Raw genomic sequence first — 20,225 nt, 5'->3', positions numbered from 1 at the left:
GCGGTCGCGGTTTAGCCGGCTTCGGCGTCGCCCGCGATAATTGCATCGACGACGCGGTCGATGTCGTCGTCGGAGAGGAACGGCGCTTGGGCGTAGATGATGCTAGGCTCGCCGCTCAGACGCGCGGCCAGGTGGCCCAGTCCCAGCAGTTGCTCCGCCCCCTTTACGCCCAGCGCGATTTCCGAGGTCCCCACGCTGGCGACCTTGAGGATCAGGCGGTTGCCGAGATTGTCACGCAGCTGCATGGGCATGACGTTGGCGTCGGGTCTTTGCGCGGCGAAGATCAAGTGGATGCCGGCCGCGCGCGCCTTGACCCCGAGCCGGGAGACATTGGCCGTCACCGCCTCCTTGTAGTCCTCAGTGAGCATCCACTCGGCGAACTCGTCGTGGACGAGGAAAATCAGCGGAAGGCGTTTGGACCGGTCCGCCTTGGTGTTGAAGGCCCGAATATCCCGGGCGCCGTGCAGGCGAAACAGCTCGTAGCGGCGCTCCATCTCCGCAACGAGACCCTCCATCACCTCCGTGGCGCGTGTCTGATCGACAATCACGCCACCCTGCAAATGCGGCAGCCGCTCCACGGCGGCGTAATCGACGCCCATTTTCGGGTCGATGAGGTGGATGTGAGTCAGGTCGCTGGGATTGGTCGCCGCGATATCGAGGAGTAGGGCTTGGATCAGCACCGACTTGCCGCTCCCCGTGGCGCCCGCGATCAGGGTGTGCGGTTCATGGGGCTGGCCGCCGGCGAAAGCGCCACCGAGGTTGAGATAGAGGATCTCACCGTCTAGCTCCTTCAGCCCCAGGACGAAGGAGGTGTTGACGCCGGCAGCGTTGCGATTGAGCGCCCGTTTCGCCCACACGTCCCAGAGCGACACGACCTGGCGCTGCGGTCTCGCGACACCGACGACGATCTCGCCGGGCAGTGGTGAAATCGAAATGAGCCGCAGACCGTGGGTCGTCAGCAGGGCCGACTGCCGCGCCTCAATGTCTTCCACTCGAAGCCGGTCGCTGCCCATGAAGCGGACGAGGGCGGCGTTGGGGGTGAGCCGCGTGCCGACGATCTTGGCCTGTAGTGAATATCCGAGCAGGGCACTGCGAAGCTTTTGTGCGGTCGATTCCAGCCAAGCTTGCTCCTCCGCCGAATCCTCCCGGGATCGCGCCGCCTTGGCCTGGATCAGATCCTCAAGGGACAGCCCGCTCGGCGCAGCCTCGACATCGGGTCGCGGCGGGCCGTCCAGCGCCGCTGTGTCGGTTGCAATCTCGGGCGAGACCTGAGCGTCGAGCGGCGCAGGCGGGGGAGCCGGTGGCGGAGAGGCCGGGCGCTCCGCTGCAATTGCCCCCTCCGGGGCGGGACGAGGTTGCGGAGGTGCGGGGGGTTTGGCGTCGTCGGCGCCGTCGTCGTCCTCATCATAGTTGTGCACGATGGTCTTGGTCGGAAGCGCGGCCTTGGGTTTGGCTTCGATGGACTTGGTCCAATCCACCCGCGGCGCGGGGCTGCGGTAGCTGGGCTTGTTCCAAGGATGCTCGCCCCCCAGCGCGCCTCGCGTCGCCATGAGGGACCCGCCGGCCTCGTAGGCCTTGATCAATTGCCGCAGGCCTTCCCGGGTGAAGATCTCCTGGAGCCCGCTGGCGATATCGGTGATCGGATCCTGCTCCCCAAGGGAGCTGCCGTCATCGGCCGGACCGGAGGTGAAGATGTGGGAATAGCCCCGCAAATCAATGGCGACGGAGCCCTGGCGAATGCCATCGCGCACCCGTTCGAGCAGTGCGGACTGACCGAGCGCCGCCGTGCCGTCGAGCAGGAGGTCGGCGATCCGTGAGAGCCACAAGTCGCGGTCGAGGCGGCCCGGATCGCCGAACAGGGCGTCATCGACGCGGCTGACGGTGTGGCGCAGCTGCTGGCGGGATTTTCGCGTGGCCTCGGCCAGCCCGGAGGCGTCGACGTACTTGGCCTCGGTGACGACGGCGCGCAGCTGCGGGGCGCCAGTGTAGTCCGCGCCAACGCTCAGGGCCAGAATGTCGGCGATGCCCTCCTCGCGCTGGCCGAGCCACTCGGCATAGTCATCCAGCAGGAACCACGCGACGGTCGCGCTCGCGCCCAGCTCCTCGGCCACCAAAGCCCGGCTGAGCACCAGCCCGATCAGCTCGCCGGCCGAGACGCCCCGTTTGGCCGCCCGAAGGACGATATCGCCAGAGATCGCCGCGGCCTCGTCAATCATCCGCCGGGCCAGGGCGGACAAACGGTCGTCCGACAAGGCCAGGGAGAGCTCGGACAGACGGCGACGCACCAGGACGTGGAGCATCCTCAGCTCGGACGTGGATGAAACGACCATGTTGCGACCATGCGTCCGCTGCCGGCGGTAGCGGATGACGTTGATTCCCTGCGCTGCCAACTGGCGCTTGTCGAGCAGATCGTCGTAGGTCGCGACCCATTCGGCGAGGCCGTGGACCTCGTCGAACATCGATTTCAGACCATGGTCCTGAAAGGAAATCTGTCGGGCCGGCAAGTAGTGTTCGCCAGCGCCGTGAGACTGGCGCCGGATGACGCCGGCGACCGCATCGACATAGGCCCACCCAGCCTCCGGCTGCCGTGGACAGGTGAGATAGCTAGTGGCCTTCAGCTCGTCTTCGGCCGTCACTCGGCGATAGGACCATCGTGCTGGAACATGTTCAAGCAGCGAGGGATTGTGGTCGCTCGCCGGGACCGAGAACCATTGGACCTTGGCTTGGCGCGAGACAACGTCATGCAGGAACGCCACGTCGATCTCGCGGCCGGTCGAATCCTTCGGCGCGCGGCCGCTGTCGAGCATGACGCCGATCCGAAGCTTCGACATGAAATTGCGAGAGGTCTCGCTGACGACAATAGCGTCGGGGTCGCCCTCAGAGCGTTCGAGCAACTCGGTGTAGACGCGGCCGAGCTTCGTGCGGTCGCGATGGCGGACGAGCACGTTGCAGTGGACTTCATCCTCGTCCTGGACCGTGCTCAGCGCATTGACCGCGGCGAGCGGCAGGCCAGCGGCGTCGCAATTGTAGAGCATGATGCTGAGGTTCGAGCCCTCATGCGGCTGCAAATCCAAGTAGCGTTCGAGGAGGCTGCGGATTTGGCGGGCGGCCTCGCCCGGATCCACGTCCGTGCCCGCCTCTGACGGATCGCGCACCGGACGCTCGAACAGACTGTAGTCGTTCGTCGTGCTAGTTTCGGCCAGCAGGACCGGTTCGGCGCCGTCGTAACCGACGGCGATCTCCGGATAGAGCGGGTGCGCCAGCTCCTCGCGGAGGTCGGAAAAGAAAAGCCGGGAGTCGCCGAAGTTGACGTCATTGTCAGACAGTAGGTAGTCCGCCAGCCCCCCGATGGACCGCATCTTCACCGCCGTTGCCGCCAGCCGCATGGGATGCCACGGCGCGACGATCGCGGACGGCGCCGCACCAGTGATCATGACCGTGCCAAGCCCAAGCACTGGCTCCCAAAGATCGCGTCGGTTGATATCACCCCCGGCCTGGGTGGATAGGCAACGCAGCAGCGCGCCATAGGCATCGGCCTGTTGGAGCAAGATCGGCGAGCCGTAACCGGAGGTCTGCCAAGCCTTCAAGGCGTCCGAGTAGGCGCTCGCGAAGGCCGCCCAGACGACGGCGAGGGCGTCGACGGCGTCAGCGGTGAGGCGACCGCTCTGCTTGGCCTCTTTCAGCCGGCGAGGAATGAGCTTGCCGACATCCTCACCGACATTGGTCCGCGGAATGAGCGACCCCGCATCCTGGCCGAAAGCTGGCTGCAGCGTGGCCACGTCCGCGAGCGAGACCGACTGCAGGGCGCCCTTTCGACTGACGGGCAGGCGCGCCACGTTGGTGCGCAGCAGCGGACGCCCGAGCAACCGGCCCAGATCTTTCGGCAATTCAAGACCGATCGCGTTCGGCTGACCCATCCACACGAGCTGCACCACTGCGCGCTCCGCACCCGGCCCCGAGCCCACCGCGAGGGCGATGTCGAACTTGATCTGCAGGCTGGCTCTGGAGACCGACTCGTTGCGGCGATACTTCTTTCGCTTCTTCGCTCGATCGAGCAGCGCCTCGTATTCGAAGAGGTGGGGAACGTCCCAGGTGATGGCCTTGCCCATAAGGGCCGGAAGGCCCCGGTATCTCAGACCGAAGGCGAGCCCGATATCAGCGTTGATATCCAGCCATTGGCCCATGGTTCGACGCGCGGACTTGATCGTCAGATTGCGCCTGGAGTCAGTCGGATTGACCTGACCAAACAGACGTTCGATCGCCAGGAGCAGGCCTTCGGAGAAATCCGTGCATTCGATGGGGCGCCCGAAAATGAAGCGTTCCCATTTGGCCCGCAGCGGTTTGTCCTGAGCCAGGTCGTCGCGATGGGCTTCGAAGAACTCGCGGTCGTCGTCGCGGGTCTCCTTCAAAGATCGTGTTTTCAGGACCTTGAGATACTCGGAATCGGCCTCGCTGAGGCGCCCCGGCATCTCGAATTCGAAGAAGATGGCGGTTTCTTCCGGAAGGGTCGTCTTCTTGAGCTTCAAACCGGAAAATAGTAGCAGGACGCTGTCGATTTCCCATTCGAACTGCGAGAGCGCTTCGGCCGCGGGACTCCATCCGGGGGGCGCGACGATGAAGGCTTCGATGGCCTCGTGGCCGCGCGGATCGATATCCTCGCGCGCCTGCTCGTACTGTGACTGCAGCTCATCGGCCTCGATCACCTGCCGGTTTGGGCGCTGCTTCGCCAACAACGGCTTGCGGTCGGAAACCAGCTTTCCGTAGAGACGTTTCCAGCGGCGCGGCTGGTCGAGATCCTTGTCTCTCAGCCCCCGGAAATAGCCACTATCACGGGGCAGATGGAGCGCGGGCAACGCCCATCCAAGGGCTTCCTGGACGGGCTTTGACTCATTCGCGATGCGTTCTCGCGTAAGCGCAACGTAGTGGGAGATCTGATGCAGCGTCCAATCATCGGCTTCGTTGAGGCCCCGCAGGGCCGTACGCCAGGCGACGAGCTGATTGTCGGGCAGACCTAAGCCCGCGCTGGCGGCTTCGACCCAGGGCGCGGAATCTTCGGTGAGTTGCTTGGCCCCGATGAGGGTGACGTCCTGCAGCGATGCGCCTTGGTCATCGTCCGTGTTCGCAAGCAGCAGCGCGGGTCGGTCACACTCGGCGTTGCGAACGGCAACGGTTCGGTCGTCGGTGACGACGCTTTCCGGCAGGCCATGACCCTCCACTAGGGATCTCGGTATGGCGATCTTCAGCAGCGCTTCAGTGTCGGGGTCCAGCAGCAATGCTGCCGTGATCGCCGCAACCTGATCACCCGTCAGGCGATCCAACAAGAAGCGTGCAACGCCGTCGTCATCGCTTAGCGCCTGCAGGCGCTGCCGCAATGACGTGGCGCCCGCGGCGCCGATCAGGTCGGAAGGTTTCACGCCGCCTCCGCCCGCTGGAAGGGGTTCTCGACATAGGCGCAGGAGTCCGACAGCCGCTTCAGCAGACCCAAACTGGCGAGACGTTCCTCTAGCCGCCGGGCGTTGTCCGAGAAATCCTCTTGGTCCGCGTCGCCGCTGGCGATGAAGGCCTGCGCCTGATGGTCGCCGATGATCAACCCATATCGGTCCGCAAGCAGCGCCAGGAAGTCCTTGAACTCCAAGCGGCGAGGAACGCAGGTGACCACCAACGTCTTGAGGAGGCGATCCGTCGGCGCATAGCGCACCCGCCGGCTCGATCGCCGGGACGACAGGCCGATGGCCCGCGCCCAGGTCATGTGGATTTTGCCTACGTGCTGTTTGTGGCGGACAACCGCTTTGTCGACCAAACTGTCGATGAGGTCTTGGGGCGATCCAGTTGCTTCGTCAGGATCATCAGGGTCGGGCCAATCGAATGCCTGTTGCAGGATTTCCGCGGCCTCCAGGGCAGCGTCATCGGAAGCCAGCGCCGCACCCCATTGGGCCGTCTGAGTGGTCGAACGGATGAAGCGTTCGAGGGCCTGTTGCGGCAGGGCGTTGTTGGCTTGATAGGAGTCCGCCGAGAGGTCCCGCACGACCGACTTCTTGGGAGCCACAATCTCGCAGACGAGGGTGCTGGGCTCGCGGCCCAGCACCTCGCGAGCGCGGTCCAGCTGATAGAGAATCAGGTTCAAGCCCGTGATCGCGACGAGGTGGGGGATCGCATCATAGGCGGGGATCGGGAGCGAGAGGATCGCCAGCCAGTCGTCCGCCAGCCGGTCGAACACGGGGTGTGTCGAGCACGGCAGGAACGCTCCGCCCCGCTCCGCCTTGGAGAATTGGGGCTCACCTTGCAGCGCCTGCGCCATGCCGTCGTAGGGCGCCGGGTTTTGCAGGAACCGGCTGACCAACAGCTGCCGTAGTTCCGATGCGCGCTGGCTGCGACACAGCATCAAGTAAAGCACCTCACCGGTGCGGGCGAAGAAGCGGCGATCGGTCGACACGCCGCCTTTTGGGCTCACGCTAACATCCTCATAGAGGGCGTGCGGGCCAAACGGGAAGACGAACTTCGAGCTCCAGCGCTTGTTGCTGTCGCCCTCGATCGCCGAACCCTGGAGAAAGTTGATGACTGCGGCGAAGTCCTGGAAGGTCTCGAAGCGCTCTCGCAAATAGGTGAAATCAGTCGACTCCAATCCGCCCGCCGACTGAGCCATCTTTTCGAGCCAGACCGCCCAGGCCAGCTCATCAGCCCTGTCCTCCGCCAGAACAGTCATGATGTGCGGGTTATTGAACACCAGGTTGCGTAGCTTCAGCTGTGTCTGCGGCCTATAGCTGAGGCTGTTGAGCGAGGCCTCCTGCAAGGCGCGCCCGGCGCCGTGCTCCGCCAGCAGCACCGTGAGGAACTCGAGGAAGGTCAGCCAGGGCGACTGCTCGTCGTGAAGACGATGGCCCCAGATAGCCTCGTCGACCCAGATCGTCGGCCCGGTGCGATCTTCAAATTGGGCAGGGCGGTCGAGGATCTCCATCGTCATGCCCTTACCATCACGCGCCGTGGAGTCGCCCGGCCGTCACTGCTCAATTCGATAAAGCGCAAAACCAACTCGCCTGCGGCGCCCTGTTCGTCGCCGTCCAGCCGACGGCGATTTTCAGTTTCTCGCAATAGGCGCGCTTTGAACGCCAGCAGGTCCTCGTGGCACTCAAGGGAGAAGCTGCTCGGCAGGGCACCTTCCGCGACGCGGCCCAAAAACTCAAACCGGGTGGGTGACAGCTCAAGGCTGACCGGCGCGGTCGTCTCCGAGCGATACAGACGCACCGCGATATCGAAACCACCCTTCGGGTTTGGGACGAGAGTGACCTCCTCCCCGCCCTGGCGCGGCACCGAGATCAACTCATCGAGCAGCGGGCTGCGCTTGGACTGCGAATAGCTTCCCGAGGTGGCGAGGACGAGTTCATCCTGGTTCTGCACCAGCATGCCGGTGAAGACCCGGTTGAGACCCCGGACGATCATTGCTAGGGCCCCGCGTGGGAGCGGCTGTGCCGCGCGGAGCTTTGCGGCCACATCGAGATAGAGGCCGGCGTAGCGAAAAACAGTCAGATCCCAAAGGTCATAGGCGCCAATCTGGTCGTCGGGCATTGTGAAAAATAGGCGCTGCCTTTGGGATTTCAGCGCGGTTAGGAATTGGGCGCGATCGGCGCCTTCGCCGCCCTCGAGATAGGCGCGTTGACCTTGGGTGTAAAAAGGCGTCGCGCCGTACATCGCGTCGCGCAGCACCAGTCGCTCGTAGGCCTCCTTGTAGGCCGGATCATCGGCGCCATAGACGAGGAGAGTGTCGACCCGATTGCTGGTTTCTGAGCCGATACCGAACATATTGAGTTTCTTGAACAACTCAGTCTTTTCGGCCCTACTGGGCTTCAGATTTTCCCCGAAGATGTTTCGATAGACGCTGGCTTGGTCGCCGCGGCCGCTCTTTTGGATAGCCGGGACCTCATTACAAGACATGAGCCCATCCCGCGCCTCCGGATGACCGAGGAGGCTATTGGAAATCAGCGCGAGCAGTTGGCGCACTGGGAAATGCCCGCCATTGCGCTCACTGAGCTCGATCAGCGCCGTAAGGCGGCGCCGAAACGGGTCGTGTGCGCCATCACCGATCAGGCGCCGCCGATTCTCGAGTATGGGACAGACGCTGCCCTCGCTCACCGCGGGGCAACCGTCACAGCCGGCCCATCCCTCGTGCCCGGTGATCGCGTCGATGATCTCAGCGGTCATCTGAGCCGCGGGTGCGCGACTCAGATCGCTCAGTTTGAGGAAGACGCCCTCATCGTCACTGGCACCAGTCACCAGCAGGTCTTCGACGACGCGTGCGAGGCGCCTGACCTCGCTTGTGTCTGGCGCGGTCTTCAGCTTTTCGAGCAGCTGCCCGTGGTTGGCGGCCAGCAAATAGACCGTTGAGGCGTCGGGATCGACGACGTCACGAGCGACCGCTTCGATCAGCTCGGCACTTTCGTCATCTCGGAGCTCGCTCAGGTCTTTGACGATGACGAGCGTGCGTGCGCCAACCGACAGGCGTTGGATCTTGGCCCCCCGATTCCAGGTTGCTTCGTCTCCACCGAGCTCTTTCCACACTTCCCTGCAATGATAGGTTTTCCCGTCGCCCGCGGTCCCGGTGATGATCTGCGAAACGGGCCGCTCACTGCGGAACGAGGACAGCAAGAAGTCCAGGAATTGCGCGGGTAAGACGATCGGTTTGATCTTGTGCCGCTTCAGCGCGCGCTGAATCGACTCGTCGTACATGTTGTCGTTTGTAGGAATCGGTCCGTAGTTCCGCAGAAACTTCACCCAAGCCGCTGTAAATGACGGTTCTGACAAGCCGTTTTCCCCCGACCATGACGCTCAACGAGCATAGGCTATTGACCACCGAACGCAACGCAGTGGACCATACCTCGATAATGCTTCAGAAACGATCATACACTTCGACCCGAGCGATGGAATTGCGGATCGAAGGTAGCGTAGGCAAGCTATCAGCGCGCGACCTTGAATGGATCGAGCAGCGTCACCCCGCGTCCCTCGAAGTCCTTGACGTTGCGAGTGACGACGACCAGGCCATGCACACGCGCGGTCGCGGCAAGGCCGGCATCATCGACATGCTTGTCACTCTCGCCCAACGCTTCGCCCCAGGCTGCGGCAACGGGCCGGTTGATCGGCAGAATCCGCCCCTCGAAAGCATCGAAGATCGCTGAGACGGCGACGTCCAGCGCCGCCGCCGCCTCGGGTTTCGTCTTTCTGAGCTTGGCGACGCCTTTGGCGATCTCGCGCACCGTCAGCGCGCTGATCGCAAGATCGGCGTCATCGACGCTCTTGAGCCAGGCGGCGACATTCTTGTGCGGCGATGTCTTGCCGAGTTCGCGCAGGACGTTCGTGTCGAGAAGATATTTCATCCGCGCGGGCTGGTATCAGGCATCGTCGAGCGCTTCCAGTCCGGCACCCTGCAAGGCCCGCTTGACGCTGCTGCGCGGATAGGGCCGGCCTGCCTTGGGATAGGCATCTGCATAAGCCTGGGCCGTCTCGATCTCCTTGCGGGACAGCGAGGGATAGTCTTCCAGGACCTGCTCGATCGACGCGCCGCCATCAATCAGTGCGGCGATCCGATAGACCTCGATCTCCGACCCGTTCAGGAGGGGCTCACCATCGGCCCGAAACGCGACCTTCTCGGCAAGCGCCGTGAGGTCCGTCGTGCGCCGTTCGACTTCCTCCACCAGATCGGTGACCGAAATGCGGAACCGGCCGAACCGGACTTCGTCGCGGCGGTCGATCGGGGTTTGTTGAAGGGCCTCGTAGAATTTCGTCCGTGCCTTGGGTGTGAGTTCGTCGCGCAGCGCGCGCACGGCGTAGAGATAGAAAAGATCGCTCCACCCGATCGCTCGCACGGATGCGCCCGCCCGGCGCAGCAGGACCGGACGGACAGGACCGGCGTCCAGGGCCTTCTTCACGGCGCGGACGGGCTCGCGCAGGATGAATGCGGCTTCGGCAGCGGTGAACTGGGCGGTATGGGCCATTCGCACCTCCTTATATGACCCCTAAAATAGGGTCGTATTATCTTGCCGTCAAGGATGCCCTTCGCCCATCTGCAAAGCCGGAAAAGCGTGGACCAGGCTTTCAGGGTTTCCGACTCTCCGGCTGATTGGAAGTCGCTGCCCTGATAATTGGAACTCATCGTGAGGCATGTGCGAGCTAACACCTAGAGGGGAAAGCCTTCCCCCTGGTCGGCGCCGGCGTCGCCGACACACCCCCTTCAGCGGGGCGGTCCCCGCAACGCCCCCTAGAGTGAGAGTGCGGACCGGGTTTCCGTGACGGGTTGAGAACTGGAGGAGAGGCCTCCGGCGCCCGTCGCGGAGATCCGCGATGTCCAACAAGACCGCTTCAGCGCGCCCCGGCAACGACCGGGCGAGCCTCTATGACGAAATCACCGGCAAGATCATGGCCGAGTTGGAGGGCGGCCGTGTGCCCTGGGTCCAGCCCTGGGGCACGGCGACGGCGAAGGCGCCGCTCGCCATGCCGAAGAACGCCGCGACCAGCCGTCAACACGGCGCGTCTGAATGGTCTCGACCCGCATGCCTACCTGGTCGATGTGCTCGAGCGTATCGTCTCCGGCGCGACCAAGGCGAATGCCTTGCACGAATTGTTGCCTTGGAATTGGAAAGTGCTGCAGGCCGGACCGGCGCTCGCCGCATGACCCAGCGGCAACCGCGCCGGACACACCGCCCCGCCGAACCGAATTCAGCGCCAATGGATCTCGATGCCTTGGATCGCTGGCTGCAACGCGCACAGCCGGAGGGAAAAATCCATAACGTCTCCATGCTCGACGGCTATGTCACCGCCATTGTTGTCGGCCCGGTCTCAATCCCGCCCGACGAGTGGTTCGTCGACCTGCTCGGCAACAAGGGTCGTATCGCATCCGCCCGCGGTAGAACGCTCACCGCAATCGAGGCCATCATCCAAAGGCACAACGCGATCGGCGACGCACTCGCCACCACCCCGCAAACCTACGCGCCGATCTTCCAACGAGCCGATGACGGCACCGTCTTCGCCGAACCCTGGTGCCTCGGCTTCCTGACCGCCATGCATCTGCGCTGGGCAGCCTGGAAGCCACTGCGTGACCCCGCCCGCAGCGAGTTCCGCCTCACCATGCCAATCCTCTTCCACTGCATCGACGCCGGCGATGAGCCTCTGAACACCGCTGAACACACAAGCCGCGACGCAGATCCCGCCCTGCGCGAAATCTATCACGCCATCCCAATCGTCGTTCCCGTAATCAGAGAATTCTAGATGCCTCACCGCTTCGCCAAACCCTGATCAGAACAACAAAAACGGGGGGTGGGGCTGTCGCATCGCTTACCTACTATCATGGGCGCGAGCATGTGCCCGCCCCTCTCCGCGCCTTCATCGGGTATGTTCAGGAGAACAGATGGTAAGGGCGCCGGGGATAATGAACCGGCTTCCGGGCGCCGGCCTTTCCCGACTGGGGTCTTTCGGAACCTGCTGCGCGATGCCGGCATAACCGAAAACCGCACCATGCAGCCTGCACTTCGGCCTTGGAAAGGGCGACGGAGACGCCGAGGACATGGCGGCGTTCATCGGGTCCGATACCGATGGCCGAGAGCACGGCGGCGTCGCGGAGGACGCCATTATCGCGCATTTTTTCATATCTGGCGTCGAGGATGAGGTAACGGATCTCGGCGAGGGATCGGGTGCGCCAGGCGACGAGTTGGTCATCGAGCAGTTTGCTGGCGCGACTGACCTGAGCGGAGGAGAGGCTTTCGATGCCGAATTCGCGCATGACGGCTTCAACGTCGCGGGTAGAGGCGCCTTTGATGTACATTTCGACGACGCCGAGCATGACCGCGCGGACCGAGCGTCGGCCGCGTTCGAGGGCCTGTGGGTAGAAGGGTTCGCCCACGTGACCGGCGGTTTTGGGGACAGCGACGGTGATCGACCCGACCGGGGTATCGATCCGCTTGGGCTTGTAGCCATTGGCGTAACGCTGACGATCGGGGTTGCGCTCGTAGTGACTGGCGTGGTGGAAGCGTTCGCGCTCGATCTGCATGGCGAATTCGAAGGTGCTACTGCCTCTGATGCGGCAGTTCACGGAAATGCTACGCAGCAGCGGCATATTCGGCAATTCCAAGCCGGCGACGTAATGAGGGGATGAGTGAGGATTACTCCTCGTCGTGATCACCAGCTACCTGTAACGAAGCTGCGATATCGGCAATCGACCGGAATAGCACCAGCGCGTCATCCTTTGACGGTAAAAAGCCACGGCGGTGCCAAAACCCGGCCGCCTCGTCATCAATGGCATTGACGATAAGCGCCCGCCCGCCGATCAACGCGGCACCGTTCACGCTGCGGGCAAGAGCATGATTGAACAATCCCAGGCCAATCCCTTGCCCACTCCAGGCACGGTCCGTCGCAAGCTGCCCGAGCAGAATACACGGCACCGGAGTCGGTGGCTGGCCAGTGCGGATTGCGCGCGGCAGAGTCGCTGGAACAATTGCCGTAGGCGCCAAGCCGTAATAGCCAACCACACGGTCCTCCACATGGACGACCATGACCACCGTGAAGCCCTTTTGCTGGTTGGCTAGCGCCCGGGTTTTCAGCCAATGGTCGAGCGAGGGCTTGCCGCAGGAGAACTGGGATACATCATGACCGGAATTCAGGAGTTCCGGCGCAGAGGGCGGCGGCTCCGCCATCAGCGCTTTGCCGTTGACTTCTCCCATGGTGCTCTGCGCCCAAGGGATGCCACTATCGCCGGCACGGGAGCAGCAGGTGCGGAGACGGCTTGGATAAAGGATTCGAACCCCTCTGCGCTCATACGCACCAGTGTGCTTTCCATGAGCACTTCCTCGGCGGCCCGCACCGCAGCCTCACGCACAAAATCCGTCCGCGAGCGTCCGCGCAAATCGGCGGCACGGTCGATAATGGCGATGTCACCTTCTGGTAGCCGCATCGAGAGCGGGTAGTCCCTGCGCTTGTCTGTGGCGGTTATCGCTGGGGCTTTTGTCATGCGACGTCTATAGCCGATTGTAGCTTATTTTGCAATACAATGCGATTGCATCCATCATGGGCTACGTCGCCTTGTTTTCGAGAAGATTCGGTCGGCAGCTCGACTGGTTACTAAACTGGAACTGGACGCCAGCCAAACCAGCATCGGAACCGACGGCGGCATGACCACGCAGCGCAATAAAATCCGCCACGTTCACACCGTCGCGTGTGCCGCCAGGCAACTGGGCGCCGATGAAGTCCTAATCTACAACCCCACCCTCGCCCTGGAATGCGAGAATGGGGTCATCTGGGTTCACGGCCTCGATGATGAGACCGCGTTCTGGCCGTCACCGATGACGGCATAGGGGAAACTCGCCTGCCCCTGGAACAATATCGCGAATGCATAGTTCGTAGCTGGTCAAGGGGCTGACTTTTTCACAGTACTTGCCGAACGGACACATCCTGACAGCGTATGACCTGTAGCGTGACCATCTGGATGAGCGTCAGGGAGAGAGTGATAAGACCTTTCGCACGACACGTTCTCGTTCACGCCCCTCGTTACCACCGGAACGACAAATTTAGTGAGGACGTTGGCTCGGCCCCGTTCTGGAATGCTTGTCCCTTGGCGGCAATCGATGCATCGGAGGAGGACGGGAAGCCTCCATTTTCGCCGTGCCATCCATCCACGCGGCAGGTCGCCGGGATGTCGTCGAGAAACATGGAGGGCTGCATTTTCCCGTAACGAAATCCGGCATGGGACACCGTGACCAGCTGCCGACCCCGGGTCAGCGCCACATAGGCAAGCCGGCGTTCCTCTGCGAGGTCGCCGAACGAAGGCGGGAATACGCCTTGTTCCCAGGAGGGCAGGAACACATGGTCGAACTCGAGCCCCTTGCTCTTGTGCAACGTCATCATCTGGATGTGGTCGTCGACGTCGCGCTCATCCCCCGGACCACCACTCGCCAACGCGGCATGATCGAGAAGATCCCGCGTCCCATGAAATCCGCCGGCGATCATGATGAGCTCGCGTAGATTTTCGATCCGCTCGGCGGCTTCCTCGGCGCGGCTGTCCCGCCACATCTGCCAGTATCCCGTGCGTTGGAGTAGAGTAAACAGCCGGTCGGCGAGAGTGTCCGGCGGGGCCTCCCCGTGACCGCGGATCGCATCGGCGAACGCGAGCGCTGTTGCACGGTTGCGCGGCGGCAGCGGCGCGGTCTCGATCGCCGCGAGCAGCGAGCATTGCCGCCAGCTCGCCTCGCCTTCGAGACAGGCGAGCGCCTTCTCTCCGAAACCGCGCGCTGGCACGTTGATCATCCGCCTGACCGCCTCGTCGGACTGGACGGAATCCGGCGATGCCGAGATCCGCAGCAGGGCGAGCGCATCCTTGATCTCGGCGCGCTGGTAGAACCCAACGTCGCCCACGAGCACATAGGGCACCCGGCTGCGGATCAGCGACTCCTCGATCGCCCGTGACTGGAAATTGCTGCGATAGAGAACGGCCATCGTTCCAAACCGGGCTCCTTCGCCATGCCGGCAGAGGATCCGATCCACGATGCCGTCAGCCTCGGCCGTGCCATCGCGGAAGCGAACCACCTCGATCGGATGGCCGGCAGGCTTCCGGGTGAATAGGGTCTTGCCCATCCGTTCCCGGTCGTGGGCGATCACGGCATTGGCCGCTGCGATGATCAGGCCGGTGGACCGGAAGTTCTCTTCGAGCCGGACCTGCGAGCCGCGCGGGTAGTCGGTTAGGAACCGCCGCAGATACCGGATGTCGCTGCCGCGCCAGCCGAAGATCGCCTGGTCATCGTCCCCCACGCAGAACAGCTGGCGGTGTGTACCGGCGAGCAGGTAGATCCAGCGGTATTGGGCGAAACACACGTCTTGATATTCATCTGCCAGCACGCAATCGAACCGGTCCGCCCATCGTGCGCGATACGCGGCGTTGCGGCTCATGGCGAGTGTCGGCCAGAGGATAAGGTCCCCAAAATCCGCTGCGTTCGCGTCGCGCAGGTAACGCTGGTACTCCTGATAGATGCCGACGGCCGCGCGCATGCCGATCGGATCGACGGGGCTTCCCTCGCGCGACGCCTGTGCGATCAGCCCCTCAACCCGTACAGCGGCGTCCTCGGGCGCGATCAGATTATCCTTGAATCGAGCGATCCTGCCGCAGATCTGCTTGAGCAGATCGGGATCAGAGCCGCCCGCCCCATCCACAGCCTCGATATTCCTGGCCTTGAGCACGCGTCGCACGACACGGCGGCTGTCATCGGCGTCGTATATCTCGAAATCCGGCCGCAGGCTGGCGACTTCCGGTTCGGCCCGCAACTGCCGGGCGCAGAGTCCATGAAACGTGCCGATCCATTTCGGGCGGGTCCCGGCGCCGAGTGCTTTCTCGATCCGCGCGGTCATCTCTCGCGCTGCCTTGTTGGTGAAGGTCACCGCGAGAACGCGGGATGGTGAAATCCCGCCGTAGCGGATCCGGCGAACGATCGCGGCGGCCAGCGTTTTCGTCTTGCCGGTCCCGGCCCCCGCCAGCACGAGAACCGGCCCGTCCTGCCAGACCGCGTCCCGCTGGGAGTCGGTCAGATCGGCGAACGGGTCACGATCGCCCGAAGTAATCGGGTGATCGTCGTTGCCGGCGGCTGAGGGGAGGCTACCCATCGGTGAATGCCCCTCCCTTCATGGTTCAACCAAAGACCAGATCGTTGGCCGTGCCGCCAAGACGCTGCGCCACGTTCTGCTGGAACTCGCCGACCGTCCAACCTTGCATGCCGTTGTTGGCAAGATCCTGCGCGGAGACGTATTGGGAAAGCGGTGTTTCGGGCGGAGCAACCGCAATTGCGCTGCCGGGACCTGAGCCGAACACCCAGGCGCCGTAACTTTGAATGACGGTAGGGGGCGTCCCTGTTACTGTCTCGACGCTTTGCGAATAGTTCTGGAGGATATAGCCTGCGACAACCGTCTGGTCGGCTGGGTTGGTCATGTCTGCGGCGGTGTAGGGTAAACCATACTTTGAGACGGTGGTATTCCAGGTCGGCTGCGTAATCTGGTAGACCCCATATGCCGACGTGCTACCGTTCGCGTCAGCTACATTCATGTCATGGCTCTCCGCTTCAGCAATCCCGGCCAGCGCTTCAGCGTTAAGACCAAGCTGGGAAGCAATCGCTTCACCGCCGGCCGCATACCCGGCCTGTTCGTAGAGCGCCATTGCGGAACTGGAACCTCCGGATCCAATGCTGCCTGTTGCGGTGCCTCCCGCTCCCTGGCCCGATGAACTCTGATAAGGCGACTGCGGAGCTGGCACGACGATGCCCGTTCCCAGTTCGGGATAGACGGGAACCACCATGGCGGGTTGACTCACGACTGGCCCCAGGCTTTGGGCCAGCACCGAAGGACTTGCTGATGTTGCACAAAGGATAGCGATGCCCAGTATCCGGAAGCCCTTCCGTTTCATGGCTTTGGCGTCCTTATATTGAACAGGTTGAGACCTGACGGCTGATCCCCTTCGAACGTGCAGATGGCTTTCGGTGCGAATTTGTCGTGGAACGGATGAAGATACGACGTTCGGACATAGCCGATTTTCCCGCGGGCAATGTGGATTTTGGTAAACTGTCCAGTCGCAGGTCCTGCCGCCACCCAGTCATAAGTAATACCCACCACCGGGCTCGCCGCAGAAGGAGCACTATGGACATGTTTGTAATCATCGACGCTGAGACATCCCCAGAACCCATGTGCTGGCGTGACTTTGATGGGTGGAATCGAACTCTGCGGCGGGGGTGGCCCCCAGTTGCGGTGAACCAGCGCGTTGTTCTCTTTGGAAAGCTGATCGAGTTGTTTCATCTCCTGGCCCATATGCGGCTGGATCGGCTGCGGCGGAGTCTCTGATTGCGCCAGCGCGCACCCGGTCGATGCGAGCAGCGCGAGACCCGGCAGGGCGGCGAGCAGTTTCGTTTTATTCGGGCTCATACTCCGTCTCCCATGGTTAAGTTTGAGGTTAAGGGGCGGGCGGTGTTGCCTCTTTGAGAAAACGATGATTGAGGCGGGTAAGTGTCGTGGCGCTGACGAGATCGCGAAGCGGGCAAGTCAGTAAGTCTCCGTTGGCCGTTGCGATGGTCATAGGCGCCTGTTCGCAGGCATATCGACCGGAGACCGCGTTGCCTTCCTGGACGGAACGCCACGCATAGCCGCCGATGACGCAGGCGAGGAGCACCGCGCCGGCGATGGCTGCGCCCATGATGTTGTGTCGAAGGTTCCAGCGTCTCTGGAAGATCACGTTGGCACTCTTGTTCGCCTCGACGATCTGCTGGCCGAGTTTCTTGACGGTCGCATCGATCTTCGCCTGCAGGTCGGTTTCCATCTCTGCGCGTTTCAGACGCAGTCTCTCGATCTCCGTGCGGAGGATCTCATGCTGGGCGCGGGATGCGTCGACGACATCCCGGCGGAACGCCGCGCGGCTGTCGGCAAAAGTGGTCGCAATGGTACCGAGTTCCGTTCCGACGCCGTCGAGAAGACCCGCCAAATGGATGAAGCTGGCGGCAATTCCGCTCGACCAGGTGAATACAGCATCGTCTTCGGTTACCCCCTTCGCACGGAGATCCTCGACGAGTTGAATTGCCTCTGCCCGAAGATGTTGCGCCAACCTGGCCTGCGAAGTGAGCGGTGGGACAGTTTGGTCGGCGGGATTGATCGCGTTCACGGTAGCACGTCCCCGACGCTGGCTTTAAGATGTTCAATCTCGAGCTTGCGGTTCCAGTCCTCGACCATGATCTGCATCGTCGGTGGCGCACGGCGACCGGTCGGACCCGGACGGTTCGCGAGCACGTCGTTGATCGACAAACCGAGCCCCCGCATTTCTTCGAGGCAGATGATGCGCGGAACACGAATTGTCTTGATGCCCGCCGTTCCGAGGTCTTTGAATTCCTGACTTTCAGTGACCGGTACAAAGACTGAACTCGGGTTCTGCCCGCTGCGGAGGACGCCGCTGTTCAGGTAGAGAATCGTCCGCCGGTTGTCGAAATGAGCATCGTCGATGGTCGCAAGGACGTGCCGGAAATCCTCCTCGTCGGGGCCAAGGAAGAAAGCCTGAACCAGCACGATTGCGAACCGTTCCCCGAAACTCGCAAGATCGAGGTCCTGGACGAATTCCTGAATGACGCGGTCGCCCCCGCCGAGATCGAGAACACGCGATACCCGGTCTTCGGCCATTGCGTTAAGTTCGGCCATCAGCCACTCGCGGATCGTGCCGAGCGCCTCGCCGTCCGGGAAACTCGCGCCGTCCTCGATCGCTGTTCCGTCCGCATTGGTCAACGGATAGAAAGTCTTGAGCGTGCAGCTCCGCAAATCGCCGTCGAGTGCCTGGGCACGTCTTCCATTTCGGCGCGCGCGTTGGATCAGCCAGTCGCAGAGGGTACTGCCTCCCGTTCGTCCGCGCCCGCGGCGAACAAAGAGAACGGGCGGTCGAAGCGGCGACGTCGGGATTGCGAGTTCGGTTGAAATGTCAGGGGTTGGTCCGTCCATGAGCTTCGTCTTTCTTCAGTTCATCCATGATGCGTTGCCTGTCCGCGAGGTGTGCCAGGACGCGCTCGCCGGTCGCATCAGCGTCGAACCGCGCGATGTAAACGGCAAATCCCGCGTCGGTGAGATCGTTGACCAGGTCCTGCTGAAGGGTCGCAAACGCCTGACGCTGCTCGTCGAGGTAAATATCATTGCGGAAGTTCTGGGCTTCCCATGCCCGTTCGTAGGAATATTCGGCCGATTTTCCGGGCGGTAGTGTCTCGCGCTCCAGTGGCGCGATGTGCGCCTGCCACTTCTTCGTGACGATCATCGGCGGTTTTCCCGGTCGGAAAACGACGCTCCCTACCATCGGGGGCGGTCGGGTTGTTGCGGGCGTCGCAATCGTCTGCGCCGGAGGATCTGGCGTCTGCGGCGTGCTTGGCGTGTTTGCAGGCGTGACGATCCGCGCGGCCGGGCGGGACCGCGACGCCTTCACAGCCCGAGTGACACGCTCCCAGGTGCGATAGAGGATGCGAACGGTCACCGGCCTGTCCTGCCCATCCCGAATGCCCGCTTCGTTGACCAGTTCCAGAAACTTGTCCCAGCTGCCGTATCGCGACCGCTTCTCGGCAATGGCGTCGTGGTTTTCGACCATAAAACGGTAGAGCGGTGAATGACGGTCGGTGTCTTCGAGGGCTTGCGAAAAAGCCTCGGAGAACGCCACACGTCGCGGAACCTCGGTCGAAGCCATGGCTGCACTCCCTTCTGATATCGAATGGCGGACATTTGACGAACGGGGCCGGCCGAGACCGCGCGCGTCCCGGATCGCCCCCACTCTCGCCCAGGTGGCGGCCAGTAGCTGCGGTGTGACCACCCTGCCCCGCGTGTCGGTGATGCCGTTGTGGGCCAGCCAGTCGAGCACCGGTTGCCAGGAATCGCCCCGGCTACGTCGGGCGGCGATCGTCTCGTAATTTTCGTCCAGAATGCGAGCGAGCGCGGATCCCGCACTGTGATGGCCGCCCTCGCCTCCGGCGTGATCAGTCGGGCGGTTCGTCGTCTCCGGTTTCGTCGTTTCCGGGTTCGGGATCGCGGGGTTCGCCCTCTCCGGGCTCAGGTTGGACACAGTCCGATCCGGTCCCGCCATCTCCTGCGGTCTCATGACCGGTCTCCCCGGCTGATGGATCCCCGGGCGCATCGTCGTGGCGACGTCTCCCTCGCCGCACGACCGGCCATTTGTAACTCTTCCGCTCCTTGAAGCGGCGCGTCGGGTTGGAAAGATCGGGCAAGCCTGGGGATGGTATTTGAGTTCCGAACCCGCTCAAAAGAGCCGCGTTCATCGTCTCCCAGACATTTGTGAGCGTCTCCAGCGTGACCTCGTTGCCGTCGCGATCCCGGATACCGTTTTTGCGTATCACGCCCAGAATGAAGTCCATGCTTTCCGTCTTGGCGATGATCCGTTCGATCACATCGTAATTCTTGCCCAGATACCCGATCAGGCGATCGTTCGGATTGAGACTCAAGTATGTCTCGATCCGTGCGGTGCGCCGTGGGCCGTACAAGAGATGCTTCGTCATGACGGCCTACCAGCGCTGCCCACGATATCGCCGACGCATGATGGGTGTTCGGCCGGAGAGGAGCAGGCCGGCAAGGCAAGCCACCCCAAGACCGACGAGGTCCGGTTCGGTCAGATGTCGGAGTAGATGAAATACCACGCCATAGACGATCGCGTGCAGCACCAGCACGATCAGGGAATGCATGTCTTTCCT

At 62.8% G+C, this 20,225-nt stretch carries 18 protein-coding genes and 2 pseudogenes; 4 read left to right on the top strand and 16 right to left on the bottom strand.

Annotated elements, in window-relative coordinates:
* Window positions 1–11: 11 nt before the first annotated feature.
* The 5 genes from AruPA_RS16185 to AruPA_RS16165 all read right to left on the bottom strand — a co-directional run bounded on the left by AruPA_RS16185 (window position 12) and on the right by AruPA_RS16165 (window position 9,983).
* A complete protein-coding gene (locus AruPA_RS16185; RefSeq protein WP_265637803.1) occupies window positions 12–5,414 on the bottom strand; it encodes an FtsK/SpoIIIE domain-containing protein in 5,403 nt (1,800 codons plus the stop codon).
* A complete protein-coding gene (locus tag AruPA_RS16180; protein WP_265637802.1) occupies window positions 5,411–6,961 on the bottom strand; it encodes a hypothetical protein in 1,551 nt (516 codons plus the stop codon). Before AruPA_RS16180 ends, AruPA_RS16185 begins: the two co-directional genes overlap by 4 nt.
* The gene (locus AruPA_RS16175) at window positions 6,958–8,721 is read right to left on the bottom strand and encodes a hypothetical protein (RefSeq protein WP_265637801.1); all 1,764 of its coding nucleotides are present in this window, start codon (window positions 8,719–8,721) and stop codon (window positions 6,958–6,960) included. The genes AruPA_RS16180 and AruPA_RS16175 overlap by 4 nt, the downstream gene beginning before the upstream one ends.
* A gap of 227 nt (window positions 8,722–8,948) precedes the next feature.
* Window positions 8,949–9,365: a type II toxin-antitoxin system VapC family toxin gene (locus AruPA_RS16170; protein WP_265637800.1), complete on the bottom strand. Its 417-nt coding sequence runs from the start codon at window positions 9,363–9,365 to the stop codon at window positions 8,949–8,951.
* A 15-nt stretch (window positions 9,366–9,380) separates the two neighbouring features.
* The gene (locus tag AruPA_RS16165) at window positions 9,381–9,983 is read right to left on the bottom strand and encodes a DUF433 domain-containing protein (RefSeq protein ID WP_265637799.1); all 603 of its coding nucleotides are present in this window, start codon (window positions 9,981–9,983) and stop codon (window positions 9,381–9,383) included.
* 346 nt (window positions 9,984–10,329) lie between these two features.
* Between AruPA_RS16165 and AruPA_RS21705 the strand changes: the two are divergent.
* The 3 genes and pseudogenes from AruPA_RS21705 to AruPA_RS16150 form a co-directional block, all read left to right on the top strand.
* Window positions 10,330–10,449: pseudogene (locus AruPA_RS21705) on the top strand (antirestriction protein ArdC); the annotation flags it as partial.
* A gap of 55 nt (window positions 10,450–10,504) precedes the next feature.
* Window positions 10,505–10,660, top strand: a pseudogene (locus AruPA_RS16155) (transposase domain-containing protein); the annotation flags it as partial.
* Window positions 10,657–11,253, top strand: coding sequence for a UPF0149 family protein (locus AruPA_RS16150; RefSeq protein WP_322784408.1), 597 nt, complete (start codon window positions 10,657–10,659; stop codon window positions 11,251–11,253). The pseudogene AruPA_RS16155 and the gene AruPA_RS16150, both read left to right, overlap by 4 nt.
* A 127-nt stretch (window positions 11,254–11,380) precedes the next feature.
* Here the strand turns inward: AruPA_RS16150 and AruPA_RS16145 are convergent, their stop codons facing one another.
* The 3 genes from AruPA_RS16145 to AruPA_RS16135 are packed head-to-tail and all read right to left on the bottom strand — an operon-like array spanning window position 11,381 to window position 12,988.
* Window positions 11,381–12,097 (bottom strand): transposase, encoded by a 717-nt coding sequence (locus AruPA_RS16145; RefSeq protein ID WP_265637798.1) that lies wholly within the window; start codon window positions 12,095–12,097, stop codon window positions 11,381–11,383.
* A gap of 46 nt (window positions 12,098–12,143) precedes the next feature.
* Window positions 12,144–12,674, bottom strand: a complete 531-nt coding sequence (locus tag AruPA_RS16140; RefSeq protein ID WP_265637846.1) for a GNAT family N-acetyltransferase — start codon at window positions 12,672–12,674, stop codon at window positions 12,144–12,146.
* The gene (locus tag AruPA_RS16135) at window positions 12,674–12,988 is read right to left on the bottom strand and encodes a DUF1778 domain-containing protein (protein ID WP_265637797.1); all 315 of its coding nucleotides are present in this window, start codon (window positions 12,986–12,988) and stop codon (window positions 12,674–12,676) included. Before AruPA_RS16135 ends, AruPA_RS16140 begins: the two co-directional genes overlap by 1 nt.
* Window positions 12,989–13,148: 160 nt before the next feature.
* On the opposite strand from AruPA_RS16135, the gene AruPA_RS16130 reads away from it, so the two are divergent.
* Entirely contained in the window at window positions 13,149–13,331 is a 183-nt protein-coding gene (locus AruPA_RS16130; protein WP_265637796.1) for a hypothetical protein, read from the top strand.
* Between the two features lie 193 nt (window positions 13,332–13,524).
* On the opposite strand, the gene AruPA_RS16125 is transcribed toward AruPA_RS16130, so the two are convergent.
* From AruPA_RS16125 to AruPA_RS16090, 8 genes are read right to left on the bottom strand one after another with little or no spacing between them, the layout of a single operon-like run.
* Complete coding sequence (locus AruPA_RS16125) at window positions 13,525–15,627, bottom strand: ATP-dependent helicase (RefSeq protein ID WP_265637795.1); 2,103 nt, start codon at window positions 15,625–15,627, stop codon at window positions 13,525–13,527.
* A gap of 25 nt (window positions 15,628–15,652) precedes the next feature.
* Window positions 15,653–16,420 (bottom strand): transglycosylase SLT domain-containing protein, encoded by a 768-nt coding sequence (locus tag AruPA_RS16120; RefSeq protein WP_265637794.1) that lies wholly within the window; start codon window positions 16,418–16,420, stop codon window positions 15,653–15,655.
* Entirely contained in the window at window positions 16,417–16,932 is a 516-nt protein-coding gene (locus AruPA_RS16115) for a hypothetical protein (RefSeq protein ID WP_265637793.1), read from the bottom strand. Before AruPA_RS16115 ends, AruPA_RS16120 begins: the two co-directional genes overlap by 4 nt.
* A gap of 28 nt (window positions 16,933–16,960) precedes the next feature.
* A complete protein-coding gene (locus AruPA_RS16110) occupies window positions 16,961–17,662 on the bottom strand; it encodes a hypothetical protein (protein WP_265637792.1) in 702 nt (233 codons plus the stop codon).
* On the bottom strand, window positions 17,659–18,483 hold the full coding sequence (locus tag AruPA_RS16105) for a hypothetical protein (RefSeq protein ID WP_265637791.1): 825 nt from the start codon (window positions 18,481–18,483) through the stop codon (window positions 17,659–17,661). The genes AruPA_RS16110 and AruPA_RS16105 overlap by 4 nt, the downstream gene beginning before the upstream one ends.
* Window positions 18,464–19,582 (bottom strand): hypothetical protein, encoded by a 1,119-nt coding sequence (locus AruPA_RS16100; protein WP_265637790.1) that lies wholly within the window; start codon window positions 19,580–19,582, stop codon window positions 18,464–18,466. The genes AruPA_RS16105 and AruPA_RS16100 overlap by 20 nt, the downstream gene beginning before the upstream one ends.
* Window positions 19,497–20,033 (bottom strand): hypothetical protein, encoded by a 537-nt coding sequence (locus tag AruPA_RS16095; protein WP_265637789.1) that lies wholly within the window; start codon window positions 20,031–20,033, stop codon window positions 19,497–19,499. The genes AruPA_RS16100 and AruPA_RS16095 overlap by 86 nt, the downstream gene beginning before the upstream one ends.
* A 6-nt stretch (window positions 20,034–20,039) precedes the next feature.
* Complete coding sequence (locus AruPA_RS16090; protein ID WP_265637788.1) at window positions 20,040–20,216, bottom strand: hypothetical protein; 177 nt, start codon at window positions 20,214–20,216, stop codon at window positions 20,040–20,042.
* Window positions 20,217–20,225: the final 9 nt, after the last annotated feature.

Source organism: Acidiphilium sp. PA (genome assembly GCF_026191915.1).
GTDB lineage: Bacteria > Pseudomonadota > Alphaproteobacteria > Acetobacterales > Acetobacteraceae > Acidiphilium.
This window is presented reverse-complemented; position numbering and strand designations above follow the sequence as displayed.